General features: G+C 72.9%; 26 protein-coding genes and 4 tRNA genes. 24 read left to right on the top strand and 6 right to left on the bottom strand.

Features of this window, described 5'->3' with window-relative positions:
* Positions 1 to 3: 3 nt before the first annotated feature.
* From ACZ34W_RS28240 to ACZ34W_RS28225, 4 genes are all read left to right on the top strand, one after another.
* Positions 4 to 76, top strand: a tRNA-Glu gene (locus ACZ34W_RS28240).
* Positions 77 to 103: 27 nt separating this feature from the next.
* Positions 104 to 176 (top strand) — tRNA-Glu (locus ACZ34W_RS28235).
* Positions 177 to 202: 26 nt separating this feature from the next.
* Positions 203 to 278, top strand: a tRNA-Glu gene (locus ACZ34W_RS28230).
* A gap of 43 nt (positions 279 to 321) precedes the next feature.
* Positions 322 to 396 (top strand) — tRNA-Gln (locus tag ACZ34W_RS28225).
* A gap of 125 nt (positions 397 to 521) precedes the next feature.
* Here the strand turns inward: ACZ34W_RS28225 and ndgR are convergent.
* Complete coding sequence (ndgR, locus tag ACZ34W_RS28220) at positions 522 to 1,235, bottom strand: IclR family transcriptional regulator NdgR (protein ID WP_148642806.1); 714 nt, start codon at positions 1,233 to 1,235, stop codon at positions 522 to 524.
* Between the two features lie 231 nt (positions 1,236 to 1,466).
* Here ndgR and leuC point away from each other — a divergent pair, with 231 nt between their 5' ends.
* From leuC to ACZ34W_RS28200, 4 genes are all read left to right on the top strand, one after another.
* Complete coding sequence (gene leuC, locus ACZ34W_RS28215) at positions 1,467 to 2,888, top strand: 3-isopropylmalate dehydratase large subunit (protein WP_329489731.1); 1,422 nt, start codon at positions 1,467 to 1,469, stop codon at positions 2,886 to 2,888.
* 5 nt (positions 2,889 to 2,893) lie between these two features.
* Positions 2,894 to 3,490: a 3-isopropylmalate dehydratase small subunit gene (gene leuD / locus ACZ34W_RS28210; protein WP_329489732.1), complete on the top strand. Its 597-nt coding sequence runs from the start codon at positions 2,894 to 2,896 to the stop codon at positions 3,488 to 3,490.
* A gap of 181 nt (positions 3,491 to 3,671) precedes the next feature.
* On the top strand, positions 3,672 to 4,019 hold the full coding sequence (locus tag ACZ34W_RS28205) for an SCO5555 family protein (protein ID WP_380388343.1): 348 nt from the start codon (positions 3,672 to 3,674) through the stop codon (positions 4,017 to 4,019).
* A gap of 133 nt (positions 4,020 to 4,152) precedes the next feature.
* Positions 4,153 to 4,869 (top strand): HU family DNA-binding protein, encoded by a 717-nt coding sequence (locus tag ACZ34W_RS28200; protein WP_329489733.1) that lies wholly within the window; start codon positions 4,153 to 4,155, stop codon positions 4,867 to 4,869.
* Between the two features lie 131 nt (positions 4,870 to 5,000).
* Here ACZ34W_RS28200 and ACZ34W_RS28195 read toward each other — a convergent pair whose 3' ends face one another.
* Both ACZ34W_RS28195 and cofC read right to left on the bottom strand, forming a co-directional pair.
* On the bottom strand, positions 5,001 to 5,222 hold the full coding sequence (locus ACZ34W_RS28195; RefSeq protein WP_329489734.1) for a hypothetical protein: 222 nt from the start codon (positions 5,220 to 5,222) through the stop codon (positions 5,001 to 5,003).
* A gap of 101 nt (positions 5,223 to 5,323) precedes the next feature.
* Positions 5,324 to 6,055: a 2-phospho-L-lactate guanylyltransferase gene (gene cofC / locus ACZ34W_RS28190; protein WP_329489735.1), complete on the bottom strand. Its 732-nt coding sequence runs from the start codon at positions 6,053 to 6,055 to the stop codon at positions 5,324 to 5,326.
* Positions 6,056 to 6,274: 219 nt separating this feature from the next.
* Here cofC and ACZ34W_RS28185 point away from each other — a divergent pair, with 219 nt between their 5' ends.
* The 3 genes from ACZ34W_RS28185 (at position 6,275) to ACZ34W_RS28175 (ending at position 9,316) form a co-directional block, all read left to right on the top strand.
* Positions 6,275 to 7,105 carry a lysophospholipid acyltransferase family protein gene (locus ACZ34W_RS28185; protein ID WP_352291617.1) on the top strand — a complete coding sequence of 277 codons (831 nt, stop codon included), beginning with the start codon at positions 6,275 to 6,277 and terminating at the stop codon, positions 7,103 to 7,105.
* Positions 7,102 to 8,103, top strand: coding sequence for an NAD(P)H-dependent glycerol-3-phosphate dehydrogenase (locus ACZ34W_RS28180; RefSeq protein WP_465608067.1), 1,002 nt, complete (start codon positions 7,102 to 7,104; stop codon positions 8,101 to 8,103). Before ACZ34W_RS28185 ends, ACZ34W_RS28180 begins: the two co-directional genes overlap by 4 nt.
* 70 nt (positions 8,104 to 8,173) lie before the next feature.
* On the top strand, positions 8,174 to 9,316 hold the full coding sequence (locus tag ACZ34W_RS28175) for a D-alanine--D-alanine ligase family protein (protein WP_329489738.1): 1,143 nt from the start codon (positions 8,174 to 8,176) through the stop codon (positions 9,314 to 9,316).
* A gap of 78 nt (positions 9,317 to 9,394) precedes the next feature.
* Here ACZ34W_RS28175 and ACZ34W_RS28170 read toward each other — a convergent pair whose 3' ends face one another.
* Positions 9,395 to 9,907, bottom strand: a complete 513-nt coding sequence (locus ACZ34W_RS28170) for a DUF3515 domain-containing protein (RefSeq protein WP_465608065.1) — start codon at positions 9,905 to 9,907, stop codon at positions 9,395 to 9,397.
* A 20-nt stretch (positions 9,908 to 9,927) separates the two neighbouring features.
* Positions 9,928 to 10,161 (bottom strand): Lrp/AsnC family transcriptional regulator, encoded by a 234-nt coding sequence (locus tag ACZ34W_RS28165; protein ID WP_329489740.1) that lies wholly within the window; start codon positions 10,159 to 10,161, stop codon positions 9,928 to 9,930.
* A 217-nt stretch (positions 10,162 to 10,378) separates the two neighbouring features.
* On the opposite strand from ACZ34W_RS28165, the gene ACZ34W_RS28160 reads away from it, so the two are divergent.
* From ACZ34W_RS28160 to thiD, 3 genes are all read left to right on the top strand, one after another.
* The gene (locus tag ACZ34W_RS28160; protein ID WP_329489741.1) at positions 10,379 to 11,344 is read left to right on the top strand and encodes a thiamine-phosphate kinase; all 966 of its coding nucleotides are present in this window, start codon (positions 10,379 to 10,381) and stop codon (positions 11,342 to 11,344) included.
* Positions 11,345 to 11,568: 224 nt separating this feature from the next.
* On the top strand, positions 11,569 to 12,594 hold the full coding sequence (locus ACZ34W_RS28155; protein WP_329489742.1) for a 6-phosphofructokinase: 1,026 nt from the start codon (positions 11,569 to 11,571) through the stop codon (positions 12,592 to 12,594).
* Positions 12,595 to 12,618: 24 nt separating this feature from the next.
* Complete coding sequence (thiD, locus tag ACZ34W_RS28150; RefSeq protein WP_465608061.1) at positions 12,619 to 13,464, top strand: bifunctional hydroxymethylpyrimidine kinase/phosphomethylpyrimidine kinase; 846 nt, start codon at positions 12,619 to 12,621, stop codon at positions 13,462 to 13,464.
* A 169-nt stretch (positions 13,465 to 13,633) separates the two neighbouring features.
* Here the strand turns inward: thiD and rpmB are convergent, their stop codons facing one another.
* Complete coding sequence (gene rpmB, locus ACZ34W_RS28145; protein ID WP_014138233.1) at positions 13,634 to 13,819, bottom strand: 50S ribosomal protein L28; 186 nt, start codon at positions 13,817 to 13,819, stop codon at positions 13,634 to 13,636.
* Between the two features lie 282 nt (positions 13,820 to 14,101).
* Between rpmB and ACZ34W_RS28140 the strand changes: the two genes are divergently transcribed.
* The 10 genes from ACZ34W_RS28140 to mutM all read left to right on the top strand — a co-directional run bounded on the left by ACZ34W_RS28140 (position 14,102) and on the right by mutM (position 24,109).
* On the top strand, positions 14,102 to 15,733 hold the full coding sequence (locus ACZ34W_RS28140; RefSeq protein ID WP_465608059.1) for a DAK2 domain-containing protein: 1,632 nt from the start codon (positions 14,102 to 14,104) through the stop codon (positions 15,731 to 15,733).
* A 91-nt stretch (positions 15,734 to 15,824) separates the two neighbouring features.
* Positions 15,825 to 18,056 (top strand): ATP-dependent DNA helicase RecG, encoded by a 2,232-nt coding sequence (recG, locus tag ACZ34W_RS28135; RefSeq protein ID WP_465608057.1) that lies wholly within the window; start codon positions 15,825 to 15,827, stop codon positions 18,054 to 18,056.
* Between the two features lie 162 nt (positions 18,057 to 18,218).
* Positions 18,219 to 18,752 (top strand): hypothetical protein, encoded by a 534-nt coding sequence (locus tag ACZ34W_RS28130; RefSeq protein ID WP_352291629.1) that lies wholly within the window; start codon positions 18,219 to 18,221, stop codon positions 18,750 to 18,752.
* Positions 18,753 to 18,879: 127 nt separating this feature from the next.
* The gene (gene rsmD / locus ACZ34W_RS28125) at positions 18,880 to 19,464 is read left to right on the top strand and encodes a 16S rRNA (guanine(966)-N(2))-methyltransferase RsmD (protein WP_329489747.1); all 585 of its coding nucleotides are present in this window, start codon (positions 18,880 to 18,882) and stop codon (positions 19,462 to 19,464) included.
* Positions 19,465 to 19,513: 49 nt separating this feature from the next.
* Positions 19,514 to 20,002: a pantetheine-phosphate adenylyltransferase gene (gene coaD, locus ACZ34W_RS28120; protein WP_465608054.1), complete on the top strand. Its 489-nt coding sequence runs from the start codon at positions 19,514 to 19,516 to the stop codon at positions 20,000 to 20,002.
* Positions 20,003 to 20,201: 199 nt separating this feature from the next.
* Positions 20,202 to 21,383 carry an ATP synthase F0 subunit B gene (locus tag ACZ34W_RS28115; RefSeq protein WP_465608052.1) on the top strand — a complete coding sequence of 394 codons (1,182 nt, stop codon included), beginning with the start codon at positions 20,202 to 20,204 and terminating at the stop codon, positions 21,381 to 21,383.
* 150 nt (positions 21,384 to 21,533) lie between these two features.
* Positions 21,534 to 22,178, top strand: coding sequence for a YceD family protein (locus ACZ34W_RS28110; protein WP_329489750.1), 645 nt, complete (start codon positions 21,534 to 21,536; stop codon positions 22,176 to 22,178).
* Positions 22,179 to 22,180: 2 nt separating this feature from the next.
* Positions 22,181 to 22,354, top strand: coding sequence for a 50S ribosomal protein L32 (gene rpmF, locus ACZ34W_RS28105; protein WP_188303282.1), 174 nt, complete (start codon positions 22,181 to 22,183; stop codon positions 22,352 to 22,354).
* Positions 22,355 to 22,374: 20 nt separating this feature from the next.
* Positions 22,375 to 23,163 (top strand): ribonuclease III, encoded by a 789-nt coding sequence (gene rnc, locus ACZ34W_RS28100; RefSeq protein WP_329489751.1) that lies wholly within the window; start codon positions 22,375 to 22,377, stop codon positions 23,161 to 23,163.
* Between the two features lie 52 nt (positions 23,164 to 23,215).
* Entirely contained in the window at positions 23,216 to 24,109 is an 894-nt protein-coding gene (gene mutM, locus ACZ34W_RS28095; RefSeq protein ID WP_329489752.1) for a bifunctional DNA-formamidopyrimidine glycosylase/DNA-(apurinic or apyrimidinic site) lyase, read from the top strand.
* Positions 24,110 to 24,116 lie beyond the last annotated feature (7 nt).

Here is a 24,116-nt window from a genome sequence, read left to right as displayed (position 1 = left end):
CAAGCCCCCGTTGTGTAGCGGCCTAGCACGCTGCCCTCTCACGGCAGTAGCGCCGGTTCGAATCCGGTCGGGGGTACTGATCCCGCAAGGGATCGCCTGGAAAGCCCCCGTTGTGTAGCGGCCTAGCACGCTGCCCTCTCACGGCAGTAGCGCCGGTTCGAATCCGGTCGGGGGTACTGATCCCGCAAGGGATCGCCAGGATGCCCCCGTTGTGTAGCGGCCTAGCACGCTGCCCTCTCACGGCAGTAGCGCCGGTTCGAATCCGGTCGGGGGTACCAGAGCATTAAGCCGGTGGGCTTGCCCATCGGCTGATTGCTTTGTTGGGGTATGGTGTAATTGGCAGCACGAGTGATTCTGGTTCACTTAGTCTAGGTTCGAGTCCTGGTACCCCAGCCAGAAATTAGCAAGGCCCTGGTCCGCCGGGGCCTTTTGTGTTTTCCGCCCGCATTTCCGGGTGATTCGGAAAAGGACCCGCGCACCTCGGTGCGCGGGCCCTTTTCGACGTCGGCGGGCAGGGGTGGTCAGCCGCGGCGCAGGGCCTCGGTGAGCCGGTTGGCGGCCTCGATGATGGCCTGGGCGTGCAGCCGGCCCGGGTGGCGGGTCAGGCGCTCGATCGGACCGGAGACGGAGACGGCGGCCACGACCCGGTTGGAGGGACCGCGCACGGGGGCCGAGACGGACGCCACACCCGGCTCGCGCTCGCCGATCGACTGTGCCCAGCCGCGGCGCCGGACGCCGCTCAGCGCGGTCGCGGTGAACCGGGCGCCCTGGAGGCCCCGGTGGAGCCGCTCGGGCTCCTCCCAGGCGAGCAGGACCTGGGCGGCCGAGCCGGCCTTCATCGGCAGGGTGCTGCCGACCGGGACGGTGTCCCGCAGGCCGGAGAGCCGCTCGGCGGCGGCGACGCAGATCCGCATCTCGCCCTGCCGGCGGTAGAGCTGTGCGCTCTCGCCGGTGACGTCGCGCAGATGGGTCAGGACCGGGCCCGCGGTGGCGAGCAGCCGGTCCTCGCCCGCCGCGGCGGACAGTTCGGAGAGACGGGGGCCGAGGATGAACCGGCCCTGCATGTCCCTGGTGACCAGTCGGTGATGTTCGAGTGCGACGGCGAGCCGGTGGGCCGTGGGCCGCGCCAGACCGGTGGCGGCGACCAGCCCCGCCAACGTGGCGGGGCCCGACTCCAGTGCGCTCAGCACCAGAGCGGCCTTGTCGAGAACGCCGACGCCGCTAGAGTTGTCCATGCCCTAAGACTGCAGTCTCATTCCGCGAGACGCAAGTTCAATCCGGCGAGAAAAGCGCCACTCTGGATGCAGCAGCCCGGGAGACATCCAGAATGCGGCCTCAACAGAGTGTCCGCATGGTGGACACCGATCCGGCGTGCAGGTCACGCGGCGCGCCTCACAGGGCGGCGCCAGGCAGTGACCCCGATGAACACGAGAAGGCCGGCAACGCGGCCGGCTGGAGGGAATCCGATGGGACGGACACTCGCAGAGAAGGTCTGGGACGACCACGTCGTCCGGCGCGCGGAGGGCGAGCCCGACCTGCTCTTCATCGACCTGCACCTGCTCCACGAGGTCACCAGCCCGCAGGCCTTCGACGGCCTCCGGCTGGCCGGGCGCACGGTCCGCCGGACCGATCTCACGATCGCGACCGAGGACCACAACACCCCGACCCTGGACATCGACAAGCCGATCGCCGACCCGGTCTCGCGGATCCAGCTGGAGACCCTGCGCCGCAACGCCGCCGAGTTCGGCGTCCGGATCCACTCGCTGGGCGACGTCGAGCAGGGCGTCGTGCACGTGGTCGGCCCGCAGCTCGGGCTGACCCAGCCGGGCACCACCGTGGTCTGCGGAGACTCCCACACCTCCACCCACGGCGCCTTCGGCGCCCTGGCGTTCGGCATCGGCACCAGCCAGGTCGAGCACGTCCTGGCCACCCAGACCCTCCCGCTGGCGCCGTTCAGGACGATGGCGATCACCGTCGAGGGCGAGCTGCCCGAGGGCGTCACGGCCAAGGACCTCATCCTGGCGATCATCACCCGGATCGGCACCGGCGGCGGCCAGGGCTACGTCCTGGAGTACCGCGGCTCGGCCATCCGCAGCCTCTCCATGGAGGCCCGGATGACCATCTGCAACATGTCCATCGAGGCGGGCGCCCGGGCCGGGATGATCGCTCCCGACCAGACCACCTTCGACTACCTGGAGGGCCGTCCGCACGCGCCGAAGGGCGAGGACTGGGACGCTGCGGTCGAGTACTGGAAGACCCTGGGCACCGACGAGGACGCGGTCTTCGACCACGAGATCTTCATCGACGCGACCCAGCTGACCCCGTTCGTCACCTGGGGCACCAACCCGGGCCAGGGCGCGCCGCTCGGCGCCCAGGTGCCGGACCCGGCCTCCTTCGCCGACCCGCAGGAGCGGATCGCCGCCGAGAACGCCCTGAAGTACATGGGCCTGGAGGCCGGCACCCCGCTGCGCGAGGTCGCGGTGGACGCCGTCTTCGTCGGCTCCTGCACCAACGGCCGGATCGAGGACCTGCGGGCCGCCGCGGCCATCCTGGACGGCCGGACCATCGCCGAGGGCGTGCGGATGCTGGTCGTCCCCGGCTCGGTGCGGGTCGCCCTGCAGGCCGTCGAGGAGGGCCTGGACAAGGTGTTCACCGCCGCCGGCGCCGAGTGGCGCCACGCGGGCTGCTCGATGTGCCTGGGCATGAACCCCGACCAGCTGGCCCCCGGCGAGCGCTGCGCGTCCACCTCGAACCGCAACTTCGAGGGCCGTCAGGGCAAGGGCGGCCGCACCCACCTGGTGTCGCCGCAGGTCGCCGCCGCGACCGCGGTGCTCGGCCGACTGGCCGCACCCGCCGATCTCCCGTCCGACGTCGCTGTGGAGGCCTGAGCAGCATGGAGAAGTTCACCACCCACACCGGTCGCGCCGTGCCGCTGCGCCGCAGCAACGTCGACACCGACCAGATCATCCCGGCCCATTGGCTCAAGAAGGTCACTCGTTCCGGTTTCGAGGACGGCCTGTTCGAGGCCTGGCGCAAGGACGAGTCGTTCGTCCTGAACCGGCCCGAGTACCAGGGCGCGACCGTCCTGCTGGCCGGCCCCGAATTCGGCACCGGCTCCTCCCGGGAGCACGCCGTCTGGGCATTGCAGAACTACGGGTTCCACGCGGTCGTCTCGTCCCGCTTCGCCGACATCTTCCGCGGTAACTCGCTGAAGAACGGCCTGCTCACGGTCGTGCTGCCGCAGGAGACGGTGGAGCGGCTCTGGGCGCTGGTGGAGGCCGATCCGACGGCCGGGATCACCGTCGACCTGGAGGCCCGCGAGGTGCGCGCCGAGGGCGTCACGGCCCCGTTCGAGCTGGACGACAATGTCCGTTGGCGGCTGCTGAACGGGCTGGACGACATCAGCATCACCCTGCAGAACGAGCCCGACATCGCGGCCTTCGAACAGACCCGGCCCGCCTTCAAGCCGCGTACTCTGCCGGTCGCCTGAGCGGCTCGGGAGAACAAGCATTCTGACGTTCCACCGGATGGTCCGCCTCCCCTCGGGGGGGCGGACCATCCGCCGTTCCGGGCCCGGAGTTACCCCCCGGCGCCGGCCCCCGATTGCCGATTTGGCATTGCCGCAGAGGCCCCGCGCAAGCACAACTGCGGGTAGATGGCACAATCAGTACATGCACCGGCACCATGAACCTCCGTACGCGGGCGGCGAACCCGCGTCACCGGAGTCCACGGGCCGGGGATCCGAACGCCGAATTGACGATCGGCCGGACGCCGCCACCTCACCTGCTGAGGGGCCGGACGACCCGGAAGTCGCAGCGCTCTACGCGCTTGTGGCCGAGCGGTTGAAGCAAGCTCACGCCCGCGTGCATGCGCTGAACGTGTCTGCCGATGCAAAGACCGCTCTCACCCGTCAACTCCTGATCGTCACCGAGGCCGCCAAGCGCGATCTTCCGGAGGCGGCAAGGCGGTTGAGTCGCTTTGTGCATGACCTCGACGAGGGGCGCCCGCCCGTCGCCTGAGGTCGCCGACGCGCAAATCCATTGCGACACTAGGGTGATTCGCGCGTTTGGTAATTGAAAGTCCGCAGATACATACCTAACGTGCGAAATGAACGGATGGAATCATCCGGCGCCCGTTTCCGAAGGGGAAGACGTGAACAAGGCTCAGCTTGTCGAAGCGGTGGCCGAGCAGCTGGGCGGTCGCAAGGCTGCCGCAGAGGCCGTCGACGCAGTGCTCGACACCATGGTCCGCGCCGTCGTGGCCGGTGACCGGGTGTCGGTCACCGGTTTTGGCACCTTTGAGAAGGTGGAGCGCTCCGCGCGCTTCGCCCGCAACCCGCAGACCGGCGAGAAGGTCAAGGTCAAGAAGACCTCGGTGCCCCGCTTCCGTCCCGGCCAGGGCTTCAAGGACCTGGTCAGCGGCAGCAAGAAGCTGCCGAAGGAAGGCCCCTCGGTGAAGAAGGCCCCCAAGGGCTCCCTCACCCCGGGCAAGAGCGGTGTCGCCGCGACCCCGGCCGCCAAGCGCGCCGCCACCAAGCGCGCCGCCTCGGCCGCCGCCGCGGCCCCGGCCGCCACCAAGAAGGCCGCTGCCAAGAAGACGGCGACCACGGCCGCCGCCAAGAAGACCACGGCCACCCCCGCCAAGAAGGCGACCGCGACCAAGAAGACCACGGCCGCCGCCGCCAAGAAGACCACGGCCGCCGCGACCAAGAAGACCACGGCCGCCGCCGCCAAGAAGACGGCGACCACGGCCGCCGCCAAGAAGACCACGGCCACCGCCAAGAAGGCGACCGCCACGGCCAAGAAGACGGCTCCCGCGAAGAAGACCGCCACCCGCAAGACCACCGCGCGCAAGACCAGCGCGAAGTAGTCCTCGGACGGCTCTTCAGGGCCGTGGCGCACCCCCTCCCGGAATTCCGGGTGGTCGGGCCGCCACGGCTCTTCGGTTTTCCGGGGCCAGTCTCGGCCCCGGCGCGCGGCTGTGGAGCGGCGCGGGCCCGGTCAGGCCTCGGCGGGGTCCGGGAAGGTCTGCAGCGTCAGGAAGACCACCCGGCGGGCGTCGCCCGCGCCCTCGGTGCGGATCCGCACCCGCTGGCCGGGGCGCAGCAGCCGCAGGCCGCCGGCGTCGAAGGCGGCGGCGTCGAACGGCACCGGGGTCCCGTCGTCGAGCAGCACGGAGCCGGCCCGGGTGGCGGGGTCGAAGGTGAACGCGGTGGCCTGCATGGAAGCAGCATAGCGAGCAGCACCGACAGGCCCCCGGGGCAGCTCGCGGAGGCGGCCCGGCACGGATGGGGAGTTGCTGGCACGCCCGTCCGGAGCGGGGGTCAGAGTTGCTCCCGCGCCCGTCCGGAGCGGTTCGCGGCGGGGAGCCCGAGCGCCTGCGCGAGCCGGGCCGACAGGGCGCCGGTGTGCGGGCCGACGCCGAGTGCGAGCGCCGCGCCGAGGTCGGCGCCGGTGTCCACGTCCCGGCGCACCGACTCCACGTCGTCCAGCCGCAGTTCGCGGGCGCCGCCGGCCGCGTGCCGGGCCCGGGAGCCGTCGCCGAAGGCGGGTGCGAGCGGACCGCCGGGGGAGCGGGCCAGCAGCGTGGTGCCCAACCCGGGGGCGTCGGCCAGGAAGGACCGCCCGGCCGGCCGGGCCGCGGCCAGCACCCGGGCCAGTTCGGCCGGGCGCAGGGCCGGCAGGTCGGCGGAGAGCGCGGCCAGCGGGGCGTGCGGGGCGAGCGCCAGCGCGGCCGCCGCGCCGTGCGCCAGCGCGTCGTTGAGGCCGCCGCCCGGTTCGTCGCCGACGACGACCGCGCCCAGCGCGGCCAGCCGCTCGCCGGCGGCGCCGTCCCGGGTGACCACCAGGACGCGGGACACGCCCGGGGTGGCCAGCGCGGCGGTCACGGTGTCCAGGGCGAAGGAGAGCGCCAGGTCCGCGCGGTGCGGCCCGGCGAAGGGTGCCAGCCGGGTCTTCGCCAGGGCGAGCCGCTTGAGCGGCAGCACCAGCGACCAGCCTGCGGTGGGTGCGGGGGGCGCGACGGGCCCGCTGGGGCGTACGGTGTCCTGGGTCATCGGCGTCATTGTGACGCCGGTCCCGGAACCCTCGCCAGGCCGTCCGAACTGTGCGGACGTGCGTTTGGTCACGCCCGCCCGACGTGCTGGCGGGGTTGCTCGACAGCCGCTCCGCGGTCGGGCGAGACTGTTCCGCGCCCCGACCCCGTCCGACGGGGGTCGCGGGAGGCGAGAGACTGCGGCACCCCGCGTGCCGCACCTGGATGAGGAGGACCTGGGGTGGCCCGCCGCTCGTATGCCGGCTTCGGCAACGCCGATTACGGCATCTGGTACCGCTTCGCGGCCGTGCTGGTGAAGCCGGTGACGACCGCGCTGGTCAAGCCAGACTGGCGGGGCTGGGAGCACCTGCCGAAGGAGGGCGGCTTCATCGCCGCCGTCAACCACAACTCGATCATCGACCCGGTGGTCTACGCGCACTGGCAGTACAACAGCGGGCGGCCGCCGCGGATCCTCGGCAAGTCCTCGTTGTTCTCGGTCCCGTTCATCGGCTTCATGCTGCGCAAGACCGGCCAGATCCCGGTGTTCCGCGAGTCGACCGACGCCGCGCACGCGTTCCGGGCGGCCATCGACGCGGTGAACGGCGGCCAGTGCGTCCAGTTCTACCCGGAGGGCACGCTCACCCGGGACCCGGACCTGTGGCCGATGACCGGCAAGAGCGGGGTGGCCCGGGTCGCGCTGATGACCGGTGCGCCGGTGATCCCGGTGGCGCACTGGGGTGCGCACGAGATCATCCCGCCGTACGGCCGGGGCGGCTCGGGGAAGGGCCGGTTCAACCTGTTCCCGCGGCACCGGGTGACGGTGGCGGCCGGGCCGGCCGTGGACCTGAGCAAGTACCAGGGCCAGGAGCTGACCGCCCAGGTGCTCCGGGACGCGACCGAGGACATCATGCGGGCGATCACCGCCGTGCTGGCCGACATCCGCGGCGAGGAGCCGCCGGCCGAGCGCTACGACATGCGCACGGCGGCCCGGCACCGGGCGGAGGCGGCCGCCGCCGAGCGGCAGCGGGCCGCCGGCACGCGCAAGAACAGCACCGAGGAGGCCGGCAAGTGACCCGATGTGCCGTGTTCGGAACGGGTTCCTGGGGGACCGCGTTCGCGATGGTGCTGGCCGACGCGGGCTGCGAGGTCACCCTCTGGGGGCGCCGGCCGGAGCTGGTGGACGCGATCCACACCACCCACGTCAACCCCGACTACCTGCCCGGCGTCCCGCTGCCCGGGTCGGTCCGGGCCACCGTGGACCCGGCGCGGGCCCTGGCCGGCGCCGACTTCGCGGTGCTCGCGGTGCCCTCCCAGACGCTGCGCGAGAACCTCGCCGCCTGGGCCCCGCTGATCGAGTCGCAGACCGTGCTGGTGAGCCTGATGAAGGGCATCGAACTCGGCACCGCCAAGCGGATGAGCGAGGTCATCGCCGAGGTCGCGAAGGTCGGGGCGGAGCGGGTGGCCGTCGTCAGCGGCCCCAACCTGGCCCGGGAGATCGCCAACCGGCAGCCCGCCGCGAGCGTGGTGGCCTGCACCGACGAGGCGGTCGCCAAGCGGCTCCAGGCGGCCTGCCACACGCCCTACTTCCGCCCCTACACCAACACCGACGTGATCGGCTGCGAGCTGGGCGGCGCGGTGAAGAACGTGATCGGCCTGGCGGTCGGCATGGCGGACGGCATGGGCCTCGGCGACAACACCAAGGCCACGCTGATCACCCGGGGCCTGGCCGAGACGACCCGGCTGGGGCTGGCGCTCGGCGCCGACGCGTACACCTTCGCCGGGCTCGCCGGGATGGGCGACCTGGTGGCGACCTGCTCCTCGCCGCTCTCCCGCAACCACACCTTCGGCACCAACCTCGGCCGCGGGATGTCGCTGGCCGAGACCATCGCGGCCACCCGGCAGACCGCGGAGGGCGTCAAGTCCTGCGAGTCCGTCCTCGACCTGGCCCGGCGCAGCGGCGTCGACATGCCGATCGTCGAGGCCGTGGTGGACGTGGTGCACAACGGGCGCCCCACCCAGGAGGCGCTGCGGGCGCTGATGTCGCGCTCGGCCAAGGCCGAGCGGCACTGACCGCGCGACGCCGGGCGACCGGGGCGGTTGACGTCCCGGAAACGGCTCGCACGGTAGTCTCACACCCGATATGAGCATCGAACAGACCCCCCCGAATCCGTCCGCGAAGCCGCGCGTAGCGCTCGTCTTCGGTGGCCGCAGCTCCGAGCACGCCATCTCGGTGTCCACCGCGGGCAGCGTGCTCAGGGCGATCGACCGCGAGAAGTACGACGTGCTGCCGATCGGCATCACCCACGAGGGCCGCTGGGCGCTGGTCAGCGACGATCCGGCCCGGATGGCCATCACCGACGGCCGGCTGCCGGACGTCGCCCAGGTCGCCGAGGCCGTCGACGGCCAGGTCGTGCTGCCGGTCAGCCCGGACAGCCGCGAGGTGGTCTGGAGCGAGCCGGGGGCGGTGCCGAAGGCGCTCGGCGAGGTCGACGTGGTCTTCCCGCTGCTGCACGGCCCCTGGGGCGAGGACGGCACCCTCCAGGGCCTGCTGGAGCTGTCCGGAGTGCCGTACGTCGGCAACGGCGTGCTCTCCAGCGCGGTGGGCATGGACAAGGAGTTCACCAAGCGGGTGCTGGCCTCGCACGGCCTGGGCGTCGGCTCGTACACCATCGTCCGGCCGCGGGAGTGGGAGAGCGAGGCCGGCCGCGCCGCCGTCCGCGAGCGGGTCGGGGAACTCGGTCTGCCGGTGTTCGTGAAGCCCTGCCGGGCCGGCTCCAGCATCGGCATCACCAAGGTCAAGGACCTCGCCGGGCTGGACGCCGCGATCGAGGAGGCCCGCCGGCACGACCCCAAGCTGATCATCGAGGCCGGGGTGTCCGGGCGCGAGATCGAGTGCGGGGTGCTGGAGTTCGAGGACGGCCCGCGCGCCAGCGTCCCGGCCGAGGTCCTGGTCGGCGGCGACTACGAGTTCTACGACTTCGAGGCCAAGTACATCGACTCCTCCGAGGTGCGCATCCCGGCCGAACTCGGTGCGGCCGAGCTCGCCGAGATCCGCCGTCAGGCGGTCGCCGCGTTCGAGGCGCTCGGCTGCGAGGGCCTGGCCCGGGTGGACTTCTTCCTGCTGGACGACGGCAGCTGGATGATCAACGAGGTCAACACCATGCCCGGCTTCACCCCGATCTCGGCCTACCCGAAGATGTGGGAGGCCAGCGGGCTGTCGTACCCGGAGCTGATCGACCGGCTGCTCCAGGCGGCGCTGCGCCGCCCGACCGGGCTGCGCTAGCCGCCCGGGCACCTGCCGCACACCCGCGCAAGGGCGGTCCGGGAGCTCCCGGACCGCCCTTCCCGTGCTCTCCGGCCGCTACGGGATGTTGGCCTTCACCACGCCGTTCAGGGCGGAGACCGGGTCGAGCGGATTACTGAAGGCCCCGCCGGGGACGGTCACCTCGACGTACGCCCGGCGCATCGTGGTGATGAACCGGTATCCGCCGTCGTCGAGCTTCTGCGCCCACCAGGTGACGTCGTCGATGGTGGGGGAGAGGTCCTTGGCGTGCTCGCCGTTCAGCGCCTGCGGCCGGTCCACCCCGCAGCGCAGCACGGTGCGCGGCGAGCTGGCCCAGGCGGCCACGTACGGGGAGCCGGGCGACGGGTCCTTGCGGGCGTGGCCGAGCACCTCCTGGGGCAGCGCCGCGGCCAGGTCCCGGCAGTAGCCGGCGGCCCTCCCGGTCGGCTTCGGCACCTCGATCGCCGCGGGCGCGCCCCAGCTGCCGAGCAGCACCACGACGGTGCAGCTCAGCGCCAGCGGCAGGGCCAGCCACCGGACGGGGGCCGGCAGCGCAGTCAGGAAGCTGGGGACGCGGAGTTCTCGGGCCACCCGCCGATGGTAGCCGGGGCCTACAGGTGGACCACCGGACAGGTGAGGGTGCGGGTGATGCCCTCCACCTGCTGGACCTTGGCCACGACCAGGCGGCCGAGGTCGTCCACCGTCTCGGCCTCGGCCCGCACGATCACGTCGTACGGTCCGGTGACGTCCTCGGCCTGGAGGACACCGGGGATCTCGGAGATGGACCGGGCCACGGCGGTGGCCTTGCCGACCTCGGTCTGGATCAGGATGTATGCCTGTACCACGGGGGGACCTCCCGGCGGCTGGGAACGGGGATCGGCGCCGTGATCGCCCGCTCGGGCGTTCGGGGGTGGGGAACGGACTCACCGGCATTCCGATCACCACGCTACCGCGCAGCGGGCCGGGGAGGGGAGACTTCTGCACCCCCGGAGGGCGTACGCTGCGCGCGGGGGAGCGGGGGGCACCAGTTCCGATTCGGATGGAAACGCGAGAGGACGGCAGATGCAGGGGACCGTGGGCGAGCTCGGCGAGTTCGGACTCATCAGGGAGCTGACGGCCCGGGTACCGCTCACCGACGCGGTCGACCTCGGTCCGGGCGACGACGCCGCGGTGGTGAAGACGCCGGACGGCCGGGTGGTCGCCACCATGGACGTGCTGATCGAGAACCGGCACTTCCGCCGGGACTGGTCGACCGCCTACGACGTGGGCCGCAAGGCCGCCGCCCAGAACCTCGCCGACGTGGCCGCGATGGGCGCGGTGCCGACGGCGATCCTGCTCGGCCTGGTCACCCCCGCCGATCTGCCGACCACCTGGGCCACCGAGCTGATGGACGGGCTGCGCGACGAGTGCCAGGTGGCCGGTGCCACGGTGGTCGGCGGCGACGTGGTGCGCGGCGACGTCATCACCCTCGCCATCACGGCGCTCGGGGATCTCCAGGGGCGCGCACCGGTGACGCGCGCCGGGGCTCAGGTGGGCGACGTGGTCGCCGTCACCGGCTGGCTCGGCTGGTCCGCCGCCGGGCTGACCGTGCTGCAGCGCGGGTTCCGCTCGCCGCGCGCCTTCGTCGAGGCGCACCGCCGGCCCGAGCCGCCGTACCACGCGGGCCCGGCCGGCGCCGAGTTGGGCGCCACCGCGATGGTCGACGTGAGCGACGGGCTGGTGGCCGACCTCGGCCACGTCGCCCGGGCCAGCGCGGTGGACATCGACCTGCGGGCCGCCGACTTCGACGTCCCGGCGCAGATGGCCGACATCGGGCAGGCCGTCGGGGTGGACCCGCTGGTCTGGGTGCTCTCCGGCGGCGAGGACCACGCGATCGTGGCGACCTTCCCGCGCGGGGTCCAACTGCCCGCCCGCTGGCGGGTGGTGGGCGAGGTGACCGGCCGGGCCCGGCCGTCCCGCGGTGGCCGGGTGACGGTGGACGGCGAGCCCTGGGACCGGGTCGGCGGCTGGGACCACTTCGCGGAATGAGCGGAATGAGCGGAGTGAGCGGAGTGAGCGCGGCGTCAGCCGTCCGGCGGGCGGCCGCGGGCCGGCGCGGGCGCGCGCATCGGCCCGGACGCGCGGGACGCCCCGGCGAGCGGCGCGCGGGCCCGCGCCGGGGGACGGCGTAGGCTTGCGCTGAACCGGATCCACCTGCTGCTCCTCGGACGCGGGTGGTCTGAACCACTGCGGAGCGGGAGAGCACAGCCACCATGCGCATCGGTGTCCTGACCAGCGGCGGAGACTGCCCCGGGCTCAACGCGGTGATCCGCTCCGTGGTGCACCGGGGAACCGATGTGCACGGTGACGAGATCGTCGGCATCGAGGACGGCTTCCTCGGCCTGATCGAGGGCCGCACCCGGCCGATCTCGCACGACGACGTCACCGGCCTGCTGACCCTCGGCGGCACCATCCTGGGCTCGGCCCGCGTGCAGCGCGACCGGATCGCCTGGGCGGTGGAGAACGCCGAGACCCTCGCCCGGGACATCGGCATCGACGCGCTGATCGCGATCGGCGGCGAGGGCACGCTGACCGCCGCCAAGATGTTCAGCGACGCCGGACTGCCGGTGGTCGGCGTGCCGAAGACCATCGACAACGACATCGACGCGACCGACGTCACCTTCGGGTTCGACACCGCGGTCCATGTCGCGACCGACGCGATCGACCGGCTGAAGACCACCGCCGAATCCCACCAGCGGGTGATGGTGGTGGAGTTGATGGGCCGGCACACCGGCTGGATCACCCTCACCGCCGGAATGGCCGGGGGCGCCCACGGCATCCTGATCCCGGAGAAGCCCTTCGACATCGAGGCGGTCGCCCGGATGGTCGAGGACCGCTTCTCCCGGGGCAAGAAGTTCGCCATCATCGCGGTGGCCGAGGGCTCGGCCCCGATGCCCGGCACGATGCGCTTCGACCACGGCGTCGTCGACCAGTTCGGCCACCGGACCTTCGGCGGGATCGGCAACCGGCTCGCCAACGAGCTGGAGAACCTGCTCGGCAAGGAGGCCCGGCCGGTCATCCTCGGCCACACCCAGCGCGGCGGCACCCCCACCGCCCGGGACCGGGTGCTCGCCACCCGGTTCGGCTGGCACGCGGTGGAGGCCGTCCACAAGGGCGCCTTCGGGCACTTCACCGCGCTGCGCGGCAACGACATCGAGCTGGTGCCGGTCGCCGAGGCGGTCACCCACCTCAAGACCGTGCCGCAGGACCGCTGGGCGGAATCCGAAGCCGTGCTCTGAGGCGGCGCGGGTAGGTTGGGGCCCATGTCCCTCCCGTCTTCCGCCCCCGCTCCCGGCGGCCGCCCCCAGGGCGGCCCCTCCTCCGCACCCCCGCGGGTGCTCACCGTCGCCGGATCCGACTCCGGCGGCGGCGCCGGCATCCAGGCCGACCTCAAGGCGATGCTGGCCCTCGGCGTCCACGGCATGAGCGTGATCACCGCCGTCACCGCGCAGAACTCGCTCGGTGTCCAGGGCTACTGGGAGCTGCCGGCCGAGGCCGTCCGGGCCCAGTTCCGCAGTGTGGTGGACGACATCGGCGTCCAGGCCGTGAAGACCGGGATGCTCGCCTCGATCGAGCTGGTCGAGACCGTCTCCGAGCTGCTGACCGGGGTGGACGCCCCGGTGGTGGTCGACCCGGTCGGCGTCTCCAAGCACGGCGACGCGCTGCTGGCCGCCGAGGCCGTCGCCACCGTCCGGGAGCGGCTGCTGCCGGTCGCCACCCTGGCCACGCCCAACCTGCACGAGGTGACGCAGCTCACCGGGCGCACCGTCGAGGACGAGGCGCAGATGCTCGACGCGGCCAAGGCGCTGCTCGACCTCGGGCCGCGCTGGGTCCTGGTGAAGGGCGGGCACCTGGAGGGCGAGGCCGCCGACCTGCTGTACGGCGGGCCGGGGGAGGAGCACTGGTACCGGGCGCCCCGCTACGACAACCGGCACACCCACGGCACCGGCTGCACACTGGCCAGCGCCATCGCCGCCGGGCTGGCCAAGGGCGAACCGCTGCCCGGGGCGGTGGCCTCGGCGAAGGCCTACATCACCGGCGCGATCGCCGGCGGCTTCGCGCTCGGGTCCGGCATCGGCCCGGTGGACCACGCCTGGCGCTGGCGCTGAGCGCACCGGGGCCGCAACGACCACGGGCGGGCCCGAGGGCCCGCCCGTGGCGGCTCCGGGCAGGCCCGGAGAGAGGGGTCGGCACTGGAGAGCCGGGATCCAGAAACAGGAAGCCGGCCCATCCGAGGATGGACCGGCTTCCTGGAGGACCGGCTTACCGGTCTGCGCGTCAGCGCGAGACCTTACCGGCCTTGATGCACGAGGTGCAGACGTTGAGCCGCTTCGGCGTCCGCCCAATCACAGCGCGCACCGTCTGAATGTTGGGGTTCCAACGACGGGGGGTACGGCGGTGAGAGTGGGAGATGCTGTTGCCGAAGCCCGGCCCCTTGCCGCAGACGTCGCAGTTGGCAGCCACAGGAGTCACTCCAAGACTTCAGATCATTTACGTTCGAAACCCCGCCAACCCACCGGAGCACTCACGTGAACCAGATCAGATCAATGGGGTGAGCCTGGACTGTTCCAGGCAACCGGAAGAGCATACAACGCTTGCTTCCGTTCAACGAAACTACCACGTCTGCGCAGGTGATCGCCGCGCTCGGCGCTTCCGGCGGCGGCCCCCGGCCCCCGATAACCTGCCGGTACCAACCCTCGCCGTTCAACCTCAGGCCATCACGGCGTCCCATCCGGAGGAGACCTGGTGCTGACCACGCTCGACGCCCCGGCCGTGCGCAGCTGGTGCCAGCTGGCCCTGCGCGCGCTGGGCCAGGCCCGCGAGGAGATCGACGCACTCAACGTCTACCCCGTCCCGGACGGCGACACCGGCACCAACCTCTACCTGACCGTGGAGTCCGCCGCCGCCGCGGTGGAGAGCCGGTTCACCGACCCGGCGGGCGGCCCGGCCCCCGGGCTCGCCGAGACCGCCCGGGCGATGGCCCGGGGCGCGCTGGTCGGCGCCCGCGGCAACTCCGGCGTGATCCTCGCCCAGTGGCTGCGCGGCACCGCCGAGCAGCTGGCCCAGGGCGGTGGCGCCGACCAGCTGCGGGCCGCCCTCCAGGGGGCCGCGGACGCCGCCTACCAGGCGGTCGCCGAGCCCGTCGAGGGCACCCTGCTGACCGTCGCCCGGGTGGCCGCCCGGGAGGCGACCCGGGCCGGCGACGGGCTCGGCCAGGTCGCCGACACCGCGTACCGGGCCGCCCGGGACGCGCTGCGGCGCACTCCCGAGCAGCTCTCCGTGCTGGCCGAGGCCGGGGTGGTGGACGCCGGCGGACGCGGCCTGGTCGCCGTCCTCGGGGCGCTCGCCGACGCGGTGGCCGGCCACCAGCCGATGGGCCCGGTCGCGCTGCGCGGTGACGTCCGGCCGGTCGAGAGCTGCCAGGGGCACGTCCGGCCGCCCGGCCCGGGTCACCCCGCCTTCGAGGTGATCTACCTGCTGGACGCCCCCGACGAGGCGCTGCCCGCGCTGCGCGAGCGGCTCGCCGGACTGGGCGACTCCCTGGTGATCGGTGGCGGGGACGGCCTCTGGAACGTGCACGTCCACGTGGACGACGCGGGGGCCGCGGTGGAGGCCGGGCTGGGGGCCGGGCGGCCGCACCAGATCCGGATCACGCACTTCGCCGAGGCCGCCGCCCGGGCCGGGACCGCCGACGACCGCGGCGAGCACGAGGAGCGCACCCGGGTGGTGCTCTCGGTGGTCTCCGGCGCGGGACTGGCCGACCTCTGCGAGCAGGCCGGCGCCGTCGTGCTGCACGCCGACCCGGACCGCCCGCCGGCCAGCGCCGAACTCGCCGCCGCCGTCCGCCGGGCGGGCGCACGGGAGGTCGTCCTGCTGCTCAACGACCCCGAGCTGCGGGCCGCCGCCGGGGCCGCCGCCGACCAGCTGCGCGAGGAGGGGGTGCGGATCGCCGTCCTGCCCACCCGGTCACCGGTCCAGGGGCTGGCCGCCCTCGCCGTGCACGAGGCCGGCCGCCGGTTCGACGAGGACGTGGTCGCCATGACCTCGGCGGCCGGCGCCACCCGGTACGCCGAGCTCGCCGTCGCCGAGGGCGAGTCCTGGACGATGGCCGGGGTCTGCCAGGCCGGGGACGTGCTCGGGCTGATCGACGGGGACGTGGTGGTGATCGGCGCCGCCCCGGCCGAGGTCGGCGCCAGCGTGCTCGACCGGATGCTCGGCGCGGGCGGCGAACTCGTCACCCTGATCCTCGGCGACGGCGCGGACGAGGCGCTGGCCGACCGGCTGGTGGCGCACGCCCGGCACCGGCGGCCGGAGGTCGACGCGGTGGTCTTCCACGGCGGGCAGGAGTCCGCGCCGCTGCTCATCGGCGTGGAGTAGCGGTCCGGGCGGCGGGCGCCGCGGTCCGGCCGGGGCGCCGGGCAGCGGGTGGCGCCCGGAATGTCGGTCCGGTGGTGTAAACAAGGGCCTGATGGGCGCTCTCGATGAACCACTGACCAAGCTCGTCGGCGACCGTACCGCCAAGGTGCTCGCCGACAGCCTCAAGCTGCGCACGGTCGGGGACCTGCTGCACCACTATCCGCGCCGCTACGTCGAGCGCGGCCAGCTCACCAGCCTGGACGAGCTGGAGATCGACGAGCACGTCACCGTGCTGGCCCGGATCGAGAAGGTCACCCTGATCCCGTTCCGCGGCCGCAAGGGGGACCGCCTGGAGGTGGTCGTCACCGACGGCCGCAGCCGGCTCTCGCTGGTCTTCTTCAACCAGGGCTGGCGGCAGAAGGAGCTCCGCACCGGCGCCCAGGGCCTGTTCGCCGGCAAGGTCGGCGTCTTCAACCGCACCCGCCAGCTGGTCTCGCCGGACTACCAACTGCTCGACGAGGACGCCGGGTCGGACGCGGCGCAGCAGTTCGCCGGCCGGCTGATCCCGGTCTACGGAGCCAGCGCCCAGATGCCCAGCTGGAAGCTGTCCATCTGCGTCGAGACCGCCCTCACCAAGCACCTCTCCGACGTCGGCGAGCCGCTGCCCGCGGAGCTGCGCGAGCGGCACGAACTGATCCCGCTGCCCGAGGCGCTGGAGCTGATCCACCGCCCGCGCGGCCAGGCCGACCGCGAGCGCGCCCAGAGCCGGCTCCGCTGGGACGAGGCCTTCGTCCTCCAGGTCGCGCTCGCGCAGCGCCGGGCCGCCGACTCCGCCCTGCCGGCCAAGCCCCGCGAGCCCCGGGCCGGCGGCCTCCTGGACGCCTTCGACGCCAGGCTCCCGTTCACCCTCACCGACGGCCAGTTGAAGGTCTCCGCCGAGATCGCCGCGGACCTGGCCACCGAACACCCGATGCACCGGCTGCTCCAGGGCGAGGTCGGCTCCGGCAAGACGCTCGTCGCGCTGCGCGCCATGCTCGCGGTGGTCGACGCGGGCGGCCAGGCCGCCCTGCTGGCGCCCACCGAGGTGCTGGCGCAGCAGCACCACCGGTCGATCGTGGAGATGATGGGGGACCTGGCCGAGGGCGGCCTGCTGGGCGGCTCGGACCTCGGCACCCGGGTGGTGCTGCTGACCGGCTCGATGGGCGTCCCGGCGCGCCGCCAGGCGATGCTCGACATGGCCTGCGGGGACGCGGGCATCGCGATCGGCACCCACGCGCTGATCGAGGACAAGGTGCAGTTCCAGGACCTCGGCCTGGTCGTGGTGGACGAGCAGCACCGCTTCGGCGTCGAGCAGCGGGACGCGCTGCGCGCCAAGGGCGAGCAGCCGCCGCACCTGCTGGTGATGACGGCCACGCCGATCCCGCGCACCGTCGCGATGACCGTCTTCGGGGACTTGGAGACGTCGGTGCTGGACCAGTTGCCGGCCGGCCGCTCGCCGATCTCCACCCATGTCGTCCCGGCCCTGGAGAAGCCCAACTTCCTGGCGCGGGCCTGGGAGCGGGTCCGCGAGGAGGTGGCCAAGGGCCACCAGGCGTACGTGGTCTGCCCCCGGATCGGGGACGAGGAGCCCGCCCCCGACGCCAGGAGGAAGCGCCGGTCCGTACCGGCCGAGGACTTGGAGGAGCTCACCGGCGCGGAGCCCGACGCGGGCGCCGGGAGCGACGACCGGCGCCCCCCGCTGTCGGTCGTCGAGACCGCCGAGAAGCTGCTGAAGGGCCCGCTGGCCGGGCTGCGGGTGGAGATCCTGCACGGCCGGCTGGCGCCCGACGCCAAGGACGAGGTGATGCGCCGGTTCGCGGCCGGCGCGGTGGACGTCCTGGTGGCGACCACGGTGATCGAGGTCGGGGTCAACGTCCCCAACTCCACCGCGATGGTGATCATGGACGCCGACCGCTTCGGCGTCTCCCAGCTGCACCAGTTGCGCGGCCGGGTCGGGCGCGGCAGCGCCGCCGGCCTCTGCCTGCTGGTCAGCGACATGCCGGCGGGCAGCCCGGCCCGGGCCCGGCTGGACGCGGTGGCCGCCACCCTGGACGGCTTCGAGCTGTCCCGGATCGACCTCGAACAGCGGCGCGAGGGCGATGTGCTGGGCCAGGCGCAGTCCGGGGTGAAGTCCTCGCTGAAGGTGCTCTCCGTGCTGGAGGACGAGGAGGTCATCGTGACCGCCCGGGCCGAGGCCACCCGGCTGGTCGCCGAGGACCCGGAGCTGGCCGCCCACCCGGACCTGCGCACCGCGCTGGAGAGCCTGCTGGACGCCGACCGCGCGGAGTACCTGGAGAAGGGCTGAGCCCCCGGGAGCCCGGCCGGCGGGTCGGTGCCCGGGCCGCCCGTGAGGGCTGACCGCCAGGGCTGACCGCCAGGGCCGATTGTCAGACCCCCGCGAGAGAATGTAGTTGTTCAGGACGCACCCTCAAGGTGCGTACCTGGCACGACACTTGGGGGTCCTGCCATGGCATTCCGTCATCTCAACGAGCTCCCGCTCGGCGACAAGGTCTTCCGGATCGAACTCGCCAGCGACGACGACCGCGAGGTCACCCTCACCCTGACCGGCTGGCGCGAGGGGGCGGCCGCCGCGCCGCTCGCCTCGGGCAAGCTCCGCCTGCCGGTCGAGGACGTCGCCTCGCTGCGGATCGCGCTCAACCGCGCGCTCCGGGCCCTGGCGATCGTCGCCGACGTCTCCGAGCCCATCCCCGACCGTGACGTGCTGCGCGAGCTCTACCCCGGACACGGCGCCCCCTGGGTGCCGCAGCACGAGGAGGAGCTGGTCCGGCGGTTCCACGACAGCGAGACCGTCGCCCGGATCGCCGCCCGCTTCGGCCGCACCCCCGACTCCGTCCGCACCAAGCTGCGCGAGCTCGGGCACGACCCGCGCCGCCCCGAGTTCTGCCCGCCCGACGGCTGCCTCTCGTGGTCCCGCTACGCCTCGCCGGCGCTGCTCGGCGCGGCGATCCCGCCCCAGTCGACGGCGGCCGACGCGAGCTGATCCCGCGGCCCTCGCCGCGACCTTCGCCGCAGCCCTCCGCCGGGGCTGCGGCGAGGGGTTCGGGGCGGCCCTTCGGGTGGGGGCCGTATAGCGTGGTCGGGCAGCGACGAAAGGACCTCCCACCACCATGACCCGCGTCATCGCCGGGGCGGCCGGCGGCCGCCGGCTGGCCGTACCGCCCGGCCGGAGCACCCGCCCGACCTCCGACAAGGCCCGCGAGGCGATGTTCTCCACGCTGGAGGCCCTGCGCGGCACCCTGCACGGGGCCCGGATGCTCGACCTGTTCGGCGGATCGGGCGCGGTCGGCCTGGAGGCGCTGTCCCGCGGCGCCGAGCACGTCCTGCTGGTCGAGGCCGACGGCCAGGCGGCCCGGGTGATCCGGGAGAACGTCCGGACGATCGACCTGCCGGGCGCGGTGGTGGTGGCCTCCCGGGCCGAGAAGGTGATCGCGGGACCGCCCCCGGAGACCCCGTACGACCTGGCCTTCCTCGATCCGCCGTACGTCGTCACCGACGACGAGGTGCGCGAGATGCTGATCACACTCCTGGCCGGGGGCTGGCTCGCGGCCGACGCACTCGTCACCGTGGAGCGCAGCACCCGAGGCGGCGAGTTCGGCTGGCCCGAAGGCTTCGAGGTACTGCGCTCGCGCCGCTACGGCGAGGGCACGCTCTGGTACGGTCGCGCCGCCGCCGAGGGCCGCCCACACTCGTAGCGGGCCGAGGCCCGCAGGACCCGTCACCCCACGAGGGAGCATCCACGCCATGCGCCGCGCCGTCTGCCCCGGATCGTTCGACCCGATCACCAACGGTCATCTCGACATCATCGAGCGGGCCTCGAAGCTGTACGACGTGGTGCACGTCGCGGTCGCGGTGAACCGGAACAAGCAGGGCATGTTCACCGTCGAGGAGCGGATCGCGCTGATCGAGGAGACCACCGCCAAGTACGGGAACATCGTGGTCGAGTCGCACCTCGGCCTGTTGGTGGACTTCTGCCGGGAGCGCGGCATCCCCGCGATCGTCAAGGGCCTGCGGGCCGTCAGCGACTTCGACTACGAGCTGCAGATGGCCCAGATGAACCACGGGCTGAGCGGGGTCGAGACGCTCTTCCTGCCGACCTCGCCGACGTACAGCTTCCTGTCGTCGACGCTGGTCAAGGAGGTCGCCTCGTACGGGGGCGACGTCTCGCACCTGCTGCCGGAGACGGTGCACCGCCGGCTGGTCGAGCGGATCGCGCAGCGGAAGGCCCAGTAGCCGCGGGGCCGGAGCCGGGCCGGTCCGTTTCTGCCGATTCGTCACCAGTTGTCCGGGGGCCGGTCCGGCAGCCCGGTCCGGGCGTTGTGACCTCGCCCCGCCGTGGCCGTAAAGTCTGTGTTCCTGCCCTGCGGTGAGGTCCACCGCGCCGGGCCTGCCTCCGCCGGACCGTCGGCGGCACACGGAAAGACGAAGCCCCGTGGACGTGCAGAACAAGGTCGATCAGATCGTCGCGGCCGTCGAGAACGCCCGCTCGATGCCCATGTCGGCCTCCTGCGTGGTGAACCGAGCCGAACTGGTCGGCCTGCTCCAGGACCTCAGGGCGGCACTGCCCGCCGAGCTGGCCCAGGCCCAGTCGGTGATGGCCGACCACGAGCAGGTGGTCGCCGGCGCCGAGGCGGAGGCCGAGCGGATCATCCAGGGCGCGCACGCCGAGCGCGGCTCGCTGATCTCCGACACCGAAGTGGTCCGCCGGGCCCAGGCCGAGGCGGACCGCATCCTCGCGGAGGCGCGTGCCGAGGTCGAGACCAAGCGCGCCGAGGCCGACGACTACGTGGACAGCAAGCTCGCCAACTTCGAGGTCGTGCTGACCAAGACGCTCGGCGCGGTCGGCCGCGGCCGGACGAAGCTGCGCGGCGACTCCAGCGTCTTCGAGACCCCGTACGAGGGCGAGACCGACGGCGAGGAGTTCCGGCCGCAGCCGCGGATCACCCCGAGCCCCGAGGTCGACGAGTACGTCGATGTGAAGCTCGCCACCCTGGAGAACGTCCTCAGCGCGACGCTGGAGGCGGTCGGCAAGGGCCGCGACAAGCTGCTCGGCAAGGCCCCGATCGACGAGCTGGGTGCCTACCTGGCCGCCGCCGACGAGGCCCAGCAGGCCAAGAACCGCGCCGAGGCGGTGGCGGCGGGCTTCGCCACCGACGCCGACGGCGAGGAGGTGCCGTGGTACCGCGAGGAGGTGCCGCAGCAGCAGACCTGGCCGGAGCAGACCCCGGCCGCGGCCGGCTGGCAGGCGCCCGGCGTCGACCAGTACGCCGCCGCGCAACAGCCGGGCGGCCAGTACGCCGAGGTGTACGGCGGCGGCTTCGACCCGGCGGGCCAGGGCGATCCGTACGGCGGCCAGTACGGGTACGGGCAGCAGCAACACCAGCAGCAGCACCAGCACCAGCAGCAGGGGTACCCGGCCGCGCAGGAGCAGGGCGGCTACGGCTATCCGCAGCAGCAGCAGGGCTACGCCGCGCAGCAGTACGACGCCTACGGCTACCCGCAGCAGCCCGCCAACCCGCCGGCCGTCCCGCAGCAGCCGGGCCTGGACGAGACCAGCTTCTTCGACACCAGCATGATCGACATGACCAGGCTCCGGGAGCTCGGCGGCCGCTGAGCCCGCTCGCCCTCCGTGGGCGAAGTTGGGCCTGGCGGGAGACTCCGGTAGTCTGACCACTCCGGCCTCTCCGTGTCGGGCCGTCGGTCTGCCCGCGCATCGTCCGGTGAGCAGCACCGCGCATCAGTTTTCTCAGGAAGTCAGGACACCTTGAACCGCCTCGACCACCGCGACCCACTCGTGTTCGACACGCACGAGCTCGGCCGTCGCCCGGGCTCGCTGCGCAAGGTGTCCCGCACCCTGGAGGCCCCCGAGGGCCTCGGGATCATCGATGTGATCGGTGTCCCGGAGAAGAGCGAACTGCGGCTGGAGCTCCGCCTGGAGTCGGTGGTCGAGGGCGTGCTGGTGACCGGCACCGCCGAGGCCGTGATCGAGGGCGAGTGCGTGCGGTGCCTGGAGCCGGTCGAGGACGACCTCGACGTGGACTTCCAGGAGCTGTACTACTACCCGGAGTCCGACGAGCGTCACCGTGCCCGCACCGCCGGGACGGACGACCTCGACGAGGACTCGGAAGATGAGACTTACCGTCTGGAGGGCGATTTCTTCGACCTCCAGCCGGTGCTGCGTGACGCGGTGGTGCTCGCACTGCCGCTGCAGCCGGTGTGCCAGGAAGACTGCCTGGGCCTGTGCTCCGAGTGCGGAGCGCGCCTGAGCGACGACCCGGCGCACCACCACGACGCCGCCGACCCCAGGTGGGCGGCTCTGCAGGGACTCTCCGCCGCCCCCGGCGACGAGGGTGACGGAATCAAGAACAGCGACACCCGTGAGGGTGCCGCCGAGAACCAGGAGAAGTAGCCGTGGCTGTTCCGAAGCGGAAGATGTCGCGCAGCAACACGCGCCACCGCCGTTCCAACTGGAAGGCCGTCGTTCCGGCCCTCGTGGCGTGCGACAGCTGCCACGAGCCGAAGCTCGGCCACATCGCGTGCCCGAGCTGCGGCACGTACAACCGTCGCCAGGTCCTCTCGGTCTGATCGGCGGGGTGTACGGATCGATGTCGGACAGTAACTCTTCCCGCAAGGCGACCATCGCCCCGAAGGCTTCTTCGGGCGGCGGAAAGGCCGGCGGGCCGGCTTCGACCGAATACGACGTCCTGGAAGGGCGCCTCGGGTACACGCTCGAGCGCGCCCTTCTGGTGCGTGCCCTGACCCACCGCTCGTTCGCGTACGAGAACGGCGGGCTGCCCACCAACGAGCGCCTGGAGTTCCTCGGCGACTCGGTGCTGGGCCTGGTGGTGACCGACACCCTCTACCGCGTCCACCCGGACGTCCCGGAGGGCACGCTCGCCAAGCTGCGCGCCGCGGTGGTCAACTCCCGCGCGCTCGCCGACGTCGGCCGTGGCCTGGAGCTCGGCACGTTCATCCGGCTCGGCAAGGGCGAGGAGGGCACCGGCGGCCGCGACAAGTCGTCGATCCTCGCCGACACCGTCGAGGCCGTGATCGGCGCCGTCTACCTGGACCAGGGCCTGGACGCGGCCACCGAGTTCGTCCACCGCCTCTTCGACCCGCTGATCGAGGAGTCCTCCCAGCTGGGCGCGGGCCTGGACTGGAAGACCAGCCTCCAGGAGCTCACCGCCTCGGTGGGCATCGGAGTGCCGGAGTACGTGGTCGAGGAGTCCGGTCCGGACCACGAGAAGACTTTCACCGCCGCGGCCCGGGTGGCCGGCGAGGACTTCGGCAGCGGCGTCGGCCGCTCGAAGAAGGAAGCCGAGCAGAAGGCCGCGGAGAGCGCCTGGCGGGCGATCAAGGAGAAGTACGCCGACCGCCTGCCCGCCGGCGCCTGAGCACGCAGTACTCTTCCTCCTGCACGTTTCAGTCGCAGGAGGCTTGTTTCCCGTGCCCGAACTCCCCGAGGTAGAGGTCGTCCGCCGAGGTCTGGCGAACTGGGTCGCCGGGCGGACCGTCGCCGCCGTCGACGTGCTGCACCCGCGGGCGGTGCGCCGCCAGCCGGCCGGTGCGGCCGACTTCACCGCGCGGCTGACCGGGGCCACGCTCGGCGCCGCGCAGCGTCGCGGCAAGTACCTCTGGGTGCCGCTGTCCACCGCGGCCGACGGCTCGCCGGTCGGCGGGTTCTCGCTGATCGGTCACCTGGGAATGAGCGGCCAACTGCTCGTCCAGGACCCGTCGGTGCCCGACGAGAAGCACCTGCGGGTGCGGCTGCGGTTCACCGACGGCGGCCGGGAGCTGCGCTTCGTCGACCAGCGGACCTTCGGCGGGCTGGCCGTCGAGGAGGCCGAGGAGGGTGACCCGGAGGGCACCCCGCTCTCCATCGCGCACATCGCCCGGGACCCGCTCGACCCCCGCTTCGACGACGCCGCCTTCGTGGCCGCGCTGCGGGCCAGGCGCACCACGGTCAAGCGGGCGCTGCTGGACCAGACGCTGATCAGCGGGGTCGGCAACATCTACGCGGACGAGGCGCTCTGGCGCTCCCGGCTGCACTACGACCGCCCGACCACGGCGCTGACCCGTCCGCAGGCCGCCGTCCTGCTGGCCCACGCGCGGGACGTGATGACGGCCGCCCTCGCGGTCGGCGGCACCAGCTTCGACAGCCTCTACGTCAACGTGAACGGCGAGAGCGGGTACTTCTCCCGGGACCTCGACGCCTACGGCCGCGAGGACGAGCCGTGCCGCCGCTGCGGCACCCCGATCCGCCGGGCCGCCTGGATGAACCGCTCCAGTTACTTCTGCCCCCGCTGCCAGCGCGTCCCGCGCGCCCGCAGCGGGGCCTGAGCCCGGG

The sequence above is a fragment of the Kitasatospora sp. NPDC022856 genome (assembly GCF_055561235.1).
This window is presented reverse-complemented; position numbering and strand designations above follow the sequence as displayed.